9 protein-coding genes are annotated in these 8,028 nt (G+C 44.4%); 4 read left to right on the forward strand and 5 right to left on the reverse strand.

Going from position 1 to position 8,028, the window contains the following annotated elements:
- Positions 1-824: 824 nt before the first annotated feature.
- The gene (locus V7K41_RS05920; protein ID WP_334846382.1) at positions 825-1,532 is read left to right on the forward strand and encodes a M15 family metallopeptidase; all 708 of its coding nucleotides are present in this window, start codon (positions 825-827) and stop codon (positions 1,530-1,532) included.
- A gap of 5 nt (positions 1,533-1,537) precedes the next feature.
- Here V7K41_RS05920 and V7K41_RS05925 read toward each other — a convergent pair whose 3' ends face one another.
- The 3 genes from V7K41_RS05925 to V7K41_RS05935 all read right to left on the reverse strand — a co-directional run bounded on the left by V7K41_RS05925 (position 1,538) and on the right by V7K41_RS05935 (position 3,303).
- On the reverse strand, positions 1,538-2,011 hold the full coding sequence (locus V7K41_RS05925) for a TspO/MBR family protein (RefSeq protein ID WP_334846383.1): 474 nt from the start codon (positions 2,009-2,011) through the stop codon (positions 1,538-1,540).
- Between the two features lie 90 nt (positions 2,012-2,101).
- Positions 2,102-2,575, reverse strand: coding sequence for a TspO/MBR family protein (locus V7K41_RS05930; protein WP_334846385.1), 474 nt, complete (start codon positions 2,573-2,575; stop codon positions 2,102-2,104).
- 221 nt (positions 2,576-2,796) lie between these two features.
- Positions 2,797-3,303, reverse strand: a complete 507-nt coding sequence (locus V7K41_RS05935) for a hypothetical protein (RefSeq protein WP_334846386.1) — start codon at positions 3,301-3,303, stop codon at positions 2,797-2,799.
- A 358-nt stretch (positions 3,304-3,661) separates the two neighbouring features.
- Here V7K41_RS05935 and V7K41_RS05940 point away from each other — a divergent pair, with 358 nt between their 5' ends.
- Positions 3,662-4,237 carry a Uma2 family endonuclease gene (locus V7K41_RS05940; RefSeq protein ID WP_334846388.1) on the forward strand — a complete coding sequence of 192 codons (576 nt, stop codon included), beginning with the start codon at positions 3,662-3,664 and terminating at the stop codon, positions 4,235-4,237.
- Positions 4,238-4,378: 141 nt separating this feature from the next.
- Here V7K41_RS05940 and V7K41_RS05945 read toward each other — a convergent pair whose 3' ends face one another.
- Positions 4,379-4,549: a hypothetical protein gene (locus V7K41_RS05945; protein WP_334846390.1), complete on the reverse strand. Its 171-nt coding sequence runs from the start codon at positions 4,547-4,549 to the stop codon at positions 4,379-4,381.
- A gap of 6 nt (positions 4,550-4,555) precedes the next feature.
- Here V7K41_RS05945 and V7K41_RS05950 point away from each other — a divergent pair, with 6 nt between their 5' ends.
- Positions 4,556-4,762, forward strand: coding sequence for a hypothetical protein (locus V7K41_RS05950; protein ID WP_334846392.1), 207 nt, complete (start codon positions 4,556-4,558; stop codon positions 4,760-4,762).
- A 133-nt stretch (positions 4,763-4,895) separates the two neighbouring features.
- Here the strand turns inward: V7K41_RS05950 and crtR are convergent, their stop codons facing one another.
- Positions 4,896-5,786, reverse strand: coding sequence for a beta-carotene hydroxylase (gene crtR, locus V7K41_RS05955; RefSeq protein ID WP_334846394.1), 891 nt, complete (start codon positions 5,784-5,786; stop codon positions 4,896-4,898).
- Between the two features lie 379 nt (positions 5,787-6,165).
- Here crtR and pyk point away from each other — a divergent pair, with 379 nt between their 5' ends.
- Positions 6,166-7,935, forward strand: a complete 1,770-nt coding sequence (pyk, locus tag V7K41_RS05960; protein ID WP_334846396.1) for a pyruvate kinase — start codon at positions 6,166-6,168, stop codon at positions 7,933-7,935.
- Positions 7,936-8,028 lie beyond the last annotated feature (93 nt).

Genomic DNA, 8,028 nt, shown 5'->3' on the forward strand with positions numbered 1-8,028 from the left:
ACCCCGAAATAACAAATGAGTACCCCGAAATAACAAATGAGTACCCCGAAATAACAAATGAGTACCCCGAAATAGCAAATGAGTACCCCGAAATAGCAAATGTGTTGGTGTAGCCCGCACTTCTCTACGAGACGCTCTTGCTAGCAAGATCCCCGTAGGGGTACGACAAAGCTACAACTCTTGGAGAGGCTGCGCCCTAAGCGTAGCTATGCCGCAGGCTTTACGACTGCGCTCAGTACAAGTCAGTGACCACCGCAGGCATCGCCATGATTGCAACAATTTAGCTTTGTCACGCTGGCGTAACGCACCCTTCTCCTATCGGAGACGCTACGCGAACGGGTGACGCTCCTGCTGCGCTAACAGCAGTCGCCTGCGGGAGGGTTTCCCTCCCGCAGCGCTGCTTTACCGCAATTCTTTGGTGGATGAAGTTTTTTCAACTTGTGTGTACACCGTAGCCTTTTAGGAGAGAGGAATGGAAGTGAGGTCTGAGTGTATTGCATCCAAATCAGAAGCGCTATATTACTTTTAGGACTTACGCAAAAAACCTCTCTAACTCTTATTCCTCTGTGTTCTCTGCGTTCTCTGTGGTTTGATTTTCCGTGACCTGTGCGTAAGTCCTGACTTTGTATAAATAGCAGATTATTAGCGTAGGCGTAGCCCGCCGTAGGCATCGCCCTTTAGAAAAAAAGTTTTTGGTTTGCTGTTCAGGATTGAGAAAAATTGGTATCGCACGCAGCAGCGCAAAGGACACAGAGGAAGAAGAGAATCGTTACACAGAATGCTATGCTTGCGTTAAAATCCGTAAGTCCTGCGTGGCTGACTAGATGAGACCTTATCATCAAATCCCAATTTTTGAGTGTGGTGAACCGATAATAGCGATTCCTTTAGAATTGTTTGCGGTAGAATCTCCCCATCCTTATGAAAAATTAGGTGCGCCCTATGGCGATCGCTCCCCCTACTTTCTTCGTCAAAGCGTTATCGAAAATTTGCTCAAAGCGCAAAATTATCTGAATATCCTGCATCCTAATTGGCATATCCAAATTTTTGATGCTTATCGCCCGATCGCAGTCCAACAGTTCATGGTAGATTACAGCTTCGCCCAAGCAGTGCAGGATAGGGGACTGACTGAGGTGGAGTTATCACCAAACCAGCGCCAAGAGATTTGGGAAGCGGTTTATGCAATTTGGGCTGCACCAAGTTTGGATGAAAAAACTCCGCCTCCTCACAGTACGGGTGGGGCGGTAGATGTAACGCTAGTAGATGATACAGGGCAAATAGTGAATATGGGTTCGCCAATTGATGAAATGTCAGAGCGATCGCATCCTGATTATTATGCCAATAGCGATCGCTCACAAACGCAAAAGTATCATGTTCAGCGTCAGCTATTGCAAGATGTAATGTTAAAAGCCGGCTTTCAACGCAATCCTAGAGAGTGGTGGCATTTTTCTCTCGGCGATCAAATGTGGGCTTGGCTGAATAATCAATCTAATCCAGCCAATCCTGTTACAGCACGTTATGGGCGTCTTCCATAAATGCGTTATGCATCTTGAGGATTTAACTCTCTTAACTCGTCGGTGGTGTAAGTACCAATAGGAGTCCAAACTAGATAGGGAACGAGTAACAGCGCCGCCATTAGAGAAATCGGTAAAACGCAGATTGCCAGGACAACGGCTAAAATTAAACCGATTAGCCCAAGAATTTCCCCGGTTTTGAGACTGCGAAATCTCAACATTAGCGGTATATAGGCGACCGTGATAATTTCTACCACGAGATACAAAGCCATTAATAGCCAAGTAATTAGGCTTCCGGGGGTTTTTTGCCAGACAATAGTAGCTGAAGCTGCACCACTGATAAAAATCACAGTCCAGATGACCGGAATCAGCGGCTCAAAAACTAGCCAACGAGGGCGACTTAAGTTTGCAAACCATTTAACATCACGCGGCGTGATCAAGAAACTACCAAGGGCGACGAAGAAAGTTACAGCCCCAATTATTATCCAAGATGGAATCATAATGCACTCAAGTTTTGTGTATTTTGTCAAGTCATATACTGCAAGTTTGACAATTTAGGCTAGATGTTTAATCATTCTCTGGTGCGAATCTTAAGCATCTTGAGGATTGAGACTCATCATCTGCCAAGTGGTATAAGTACCAATAGGACTCCAGAGCAAATAAGGAACTAGTAATAGTGCCGCCCAACCAGAAAACCCTAAGACTGCAAGTATCAATAAAGCATCAATAATCAAACCTGTGCCACCAAGAATTGTACCCACTTTCAGACTGCGAAGCTTAAACATTACAGGCGTATAGGCAATGGTAACAATTTCTAATAGCAGATATAAACCCATGATTAACCAGGTTGAGGTGCTTCCTGGGTCTTTTTCCCAGACAATATAAGCTGACCAAGCACCGCAAATAAATATTACAGTCCAAATAATCGGAATTGCACCCTCAAAAGTTAGCCATCTCGGTCGTTGTAAACGCTTGAACCATTGGCGATCGCTAGGCGTAATCACGTTCGCTGCTAAAGCAACCAAGAAAGCCACGCCCCCAATTACCATCCAAGATTTAATCATGCCCGTTAGTCCTTTACAAGCGCTATCTATCGCTTAATATCACTCTTTATAGTGTGATTTTGTCAATTTAATTGCTAACTACTCATCATCCCTGAGTTTGAACCCTTTACATCGTTTGGCAGGATTTTAAATTATGGGCATTGGGAATTGGGCATCGCTACCGCTTTGGAGGCGATCGCTTCCAGAGGTTATTTTTATGGTTGTTGAAAAATCTTTTTAGTTTAATTGAGCGTAATATTCTTCACAACACCGTTGCTATGTTCAGGCTTGTTTTGATTTAGCGGTAAAGACTCTTGAGAAAGGGATTCTAAAAATTTAACTGCTTTTAGTAAAGATTCTCCCGATAATTCTTCCAGCAGTGTTATTCCTCTTGAGCGAATTTCTTCAGGTCGAGTCATGGGCAAGTTGACCTTATTTACATCTAGGTTCAACTGTAATCCAAGTTTTTTGTCCTCCTGTCTTCCTAAAGTCTTATCCTTGCAGCTTTCTCCCTGTTGTAACTCTGAGCTAGTTATGAGCAGTGGAATCGTGGCGATCTCATAATCATCTGGCTCTAATAATATTTTGAATGTCTGAAAGCATCGAGTGAGAGAGTATCGATCAACTTTGTTGTTAGAGTTAAAAATCTTACACAGAGTATGAGAGTCTAAACCTGTCTGAACACTCAGATTGATGAGTGTAAATCGCTTGTTGCCGTTTTCATTAAATTCTGTTTGTTGTTTTGCCAACTCAAGTTTATGTAATCCTTTTGAATTGAGGAAACTTAGCTTGCTTCCCGCAGGGTGTCTACAAAGAATCAGTCAGACAGAAATCACTCTTTTGACTTTTAGCAAATGCGATCGCATAAAATTGTGCCGCAGTAGAACTTTTGGATTTTTTGGGATGGTAGTATGATTAAATTGTATGTACAACTTTATTTTTTCCAAAGTGTTGAGTAGCTAACGATAAAATCGTGCTTTGTGGGTGATAAAATTATACGGCTTTTTTATTTGCCTACACGTTTAAACGCTACTACAAGCCAATGTGCAATTACTCATGATTTTTTGAGTACTACCTCAAAAAAAACCTTTATTTAAAAGTTGCGCGATGACACAGACAACTACAGAGCGTCTATACTCTTTTGAAGAATATCTCGCTTATAACGATGGTACTGATAGCCGTTATGAACTGGTGGATGGGAAACTAGAACGCATGAATCCGCCAACTTTTAGACATTTACTACTTGCTAAATTCCTTGAACAGACATTTGACACAGAAATCAATCGCTTGAGTTTACCTTGGCTATGTTTTAGAGAGGCAGGGGTAAGAACGGGATGGCGGAAGTCAAGATTGCCTGATGTTTATGTTGTAAGGGCTGAACAGGTGATAGAATTCCTTGATGAGTCTGCTGTTTGTCAGTCTGCGCCGATATTAGTAGTGGAAGTTGTCAGTCCTGATTCAGTAAAACGCGATTATCGATATAAACGTTCTGAATATGCAGCGTTAGAGATTCCTGAATATTGGATTGTAGATCCAATAGAGTCAAAAATTACGATTTTATTGTTGTCAGAAGGATTGTACGAGGAAAAAGAGTTTAGCGGGAGTCAGCAAATTGTGTCTGCAACTTTCCCGGAAATTGCACTTACAGTTGAACAAGTGTTGTCTGCGGGTAATGTTGGTTAAAAAATAGACCATCCCTTCTGCTAGTTATGACAAGACCGTAAAACTCTGGGTTTACTTAAATAACCTAGAGGATTTAATTGGATACAGTTGTGCTAAGTTACGTGGTTATTTACAGTTACCCAATTAGGACTTACGCACAAGTTACGGAATAACGAACCGCAGAGGCACAGAGAAGCCAGTGCGTTGGGCGGGTTCCCCGACTTGTAGCAACTGGCGCGGCACGGAGAAATCAGAGTTTGAGAGATATTTTGCGTAAGTCCTACCAATGTAAGCGATCGCACTTTCGGGAAACTTCCGGGGCGATTGTTTCACGGGTATTTGACTAATGTTCCCTTCCCTGCGGGACGCTACGCGAACGACTTCGCTCAGGGAATGTTTTGCTTAGGGAAATCAATTACTGCTACTGCGATCGCTTGCATACATCACCAACCAAAATTACTGATTTGGCTTTGTTTGGAGAGCGATCCAATTGAGATTACTCTTGTACCAAGTAAAAGTGCGATGCCTACGGCAGGCTGCGCCTAAGCATCCCAAATGCAAAGCTGAATCAACAGCTTGAGTTTACAAGGGGTGCGATCGGCATTTAATCTTGTAGCAAATAGTTCTAAACCCTTACAAAGCTTTGTTACCACCGTAAGCATCACTTTATGCAACAACTCTATTCTTTTTGATGATGAAACCGAATTCCTAAAAAGATGTCATAAACAAACTCAAAAAAGTCCTTTTTCTGCAACAATCCTGAAGTTTGATAACATCCTTTTTTATCTAACAGAGGCTTCATAACATAATACGCAGGCTGGTAATTATACCAAGGAATCGAAGGCCACAAATGATGAATTAAGTGGTAATTCTGTCCCATAATCAAGATATTGAGAATCGGGTTAGGATAGACGCGAGCATTTTTCCAGCGATCGCGCTCCGCAAAAGGACGATGGGGTAAATAGTCGAAAAATAAGCCTAGTGCTATCCCCACCACAAAAGCCGGTATAAACCAAAAATTGAGAATGTAACCCAAAAAGTGGTATTGCACTGACATATTAACAATTACACCGACAATTAAGCGGCTGATAAACCATTCTAGTAGCTCATATTTACGCCACAGTCGCCGTTGAAAGAAAAATACCTCGTGGTACAAAAACCGCACTGCAATCAGCCACAGCGGCCCACCCGTAGAGACATAATGATCTGGGTCGTCTTTGGGATGGTTGACATGACCATGATGCTGTAAATGCACCCGCGTAAATACAGGAAAAGCGAAAGCTAGCATCAATGCACTGCCATGCCCTAACATCGCATTCATCACCCGGTTGCGATGGGCAGATTGGTGACAGGCATCATGAATTACCGTTCCAGCACAATGCAAGGCAATAGTATTGACGCAAAAGCATAGCCAGTGCGGCCATTCCCAAAGCCAGTAACCAAAGTTGGATAATACCAGCATGGCCACAGCTACAGAAAACAGCAGCAGCGTCGGATTGAAATCACCAGGAGGCGCTAAAAATTCCTTGGGTGGGATTGTCAGTGGCTTTTGTGCCTCCGATGCGATCATCTTTAAGATTGACTCCTTTTTAAGCAGACATTACGAATATACGATAAATATTAGTGAATAATAAAGTTTTACAAAGTTTTGTATAGCAAGATTTATCCACAGCTTTGCATATCAGCAGATGAATAACGCTATGATTCCAGACGAAGCCTAGTCTTTACTGATAAGTGGGGTATGACAATTGGTAAGAAGTTGATGGGATAAACTCTTTCGTCGGGAAGATGGATACAAGATTGATGTACTATATCTACTCTATCCCACAGCCCCACTCTCCCATAAACCCTCTCTAACTGCTTATATTTTATTGATATAGCAGTGACTGAAAAGGAGATGCCACTTAAGTTACGATGACTTCCCAGATAGCTCCCTAACTTCAGCCCCTATGCAATTAAGAGATTCTCTGCGCCGGACAAAAATTGTCGCTACTATTGGCCCCGCCACTAGCAGTCCTGAAATGCTCAAGGCGATTATTGAAGCGGGAGCCACAACGTTGCGGCTAAACTTCTCTCACGGAACTCATGCCGACCATCAGCGTAGTATTCGCTTAATTCGGCAAACCGCTTTTGAACTAAATCAGCCAGTGGCTATTCTCCAAGACTTGCAGGGCCCAAAAATTCGCTTGGGAAAGTTTGACAACGGATTTATAGTTTTGGCAAAAGGCGATCGCTTCACCTTGACAAATCGTCCGGTTGTAGGTACTCAGGAAATTAGCTGTGTCACCTACGATTATTTAGCCGAAGAAGTCCCCGTTGGGGCAAAAATCCTCCTTGATGATGGACGAGTAGAAATGCTGGTGGAGGAAATTAATCGGGACAAAGGTGATTTGCATTGTCGCATCACCGTGCCTGGTAAACTTTCTAACAACAAAGGCGTAAACTTTCCCGGCGTTTACCTGTCAATTAAGGCAATGACCGACAAAGACCGAGAGGATCTAATGTTTGGTCTAGATCAGGGTGTCGATTGGGTGGCACTTTCCTTTGTCCGCAATCCCCAGGACATGATCGAAATTAAAGAACTAATTTCCAGCACAGGCAAGCAAGTGCCAGTGGTTGCCAAAATTGAAAAGCACGAGGCCATTGAACAAATGGAAGCGGTTCTGGCTTTGTGTGATGGCGTGATGGTTGCCAGAGGCGACTTAGGGGTGGAATTGCCAGCGGAAGATGTTCCGGTACTCCAAAAGCGGCTAATTGCCACGGCAAATCGTTTGGGGATTCCGATCATCACCGCTACTCAAATGTTAGACAGCATGGTGAGCAATCCCCGTCCCACTCGCGCTGAAGTATCGGATGTGGCAAATGCGATTTTAGACGGCACGGACGCGGTGATGCTCTCCAACGAAACCGCCGTGGGTAGCTTCCCTGTAGAAGCAGTAGCGACGATGGCGCGAATTGCCGAACGTATGGAGCAGGAAGAAGCCCAACACCTAAACTTACGTTCTTTGAGAGATGCCCGCCGCTCCATTCCCAATGCGATTAGTCAAGCTGTTGGTCAAATTGCCGAACAACTCGGCGCAGCGGCAATCATGACCCTAACCCAAACAGGGGCAACAGCTCGCAATGTCTCTAAGTTTCGTCCTCACACACCGATTTTGGCAGTGACACCTCATGTCAATGTGGCGCGGCAGTTACAAATGGTGTGGGGAGTCAAACCGCTGTTGGTGCTAGGATTACCTTCCACTGGTCAGACATTTCAAGCTGCGATTAACGTGGCTCAAGAACTTCAGTTACTGTCCCAGGGAGATTTAGTAGTGATGACCGCTGGCACACTCCAGGGGATTTCTGGCTCTACAGATTTGATTAAGGTAGAGGTGGTAACGGCAGTACTAGGTCATGGAATTGGACTGGGACAAGGTTCAGTAAGTGGTCGCGCACGGGTAGCTAGTACTGGCATGGATGTGAGTAACTTTAATCCCGGAGACATATTAGTTGCACCCCGCACTAGTGCCGATTTTGTTGAGGCAATTCGGAAATCTGCCGGGATTATTACTGAAGAAGAAAGTCTCACAAGTCACGCAGCAGTGATTGGCTTACGTCTTGGTGTACCAGTGATTGTGGGCGTGAAGCAGGCAACACAGGTGATTCGAGATGGGGCGATTATAACGCTGGATCTGCAACGGGGTTTGATTTACTCTGGGGCGGTGAGAACGGCTTAGGGAGCAGGGAGCAGGGAGCAGGGAGCAGGGAGCAGGGAGCAGGGAGCAGGGAGCAGGGAGCAGGGAGCAGGGAGCAGGGAGCAGGGAGCAGGG

It is taken from the genome of Nostoc sp. (genome assembly GCF_036917415.1).
Taxonomy (GTDB): Bacteria; Cyanobacteriota; Cyanobacteriia; order Cyanobacteriales; family Nostocaceae; genus Nostoc.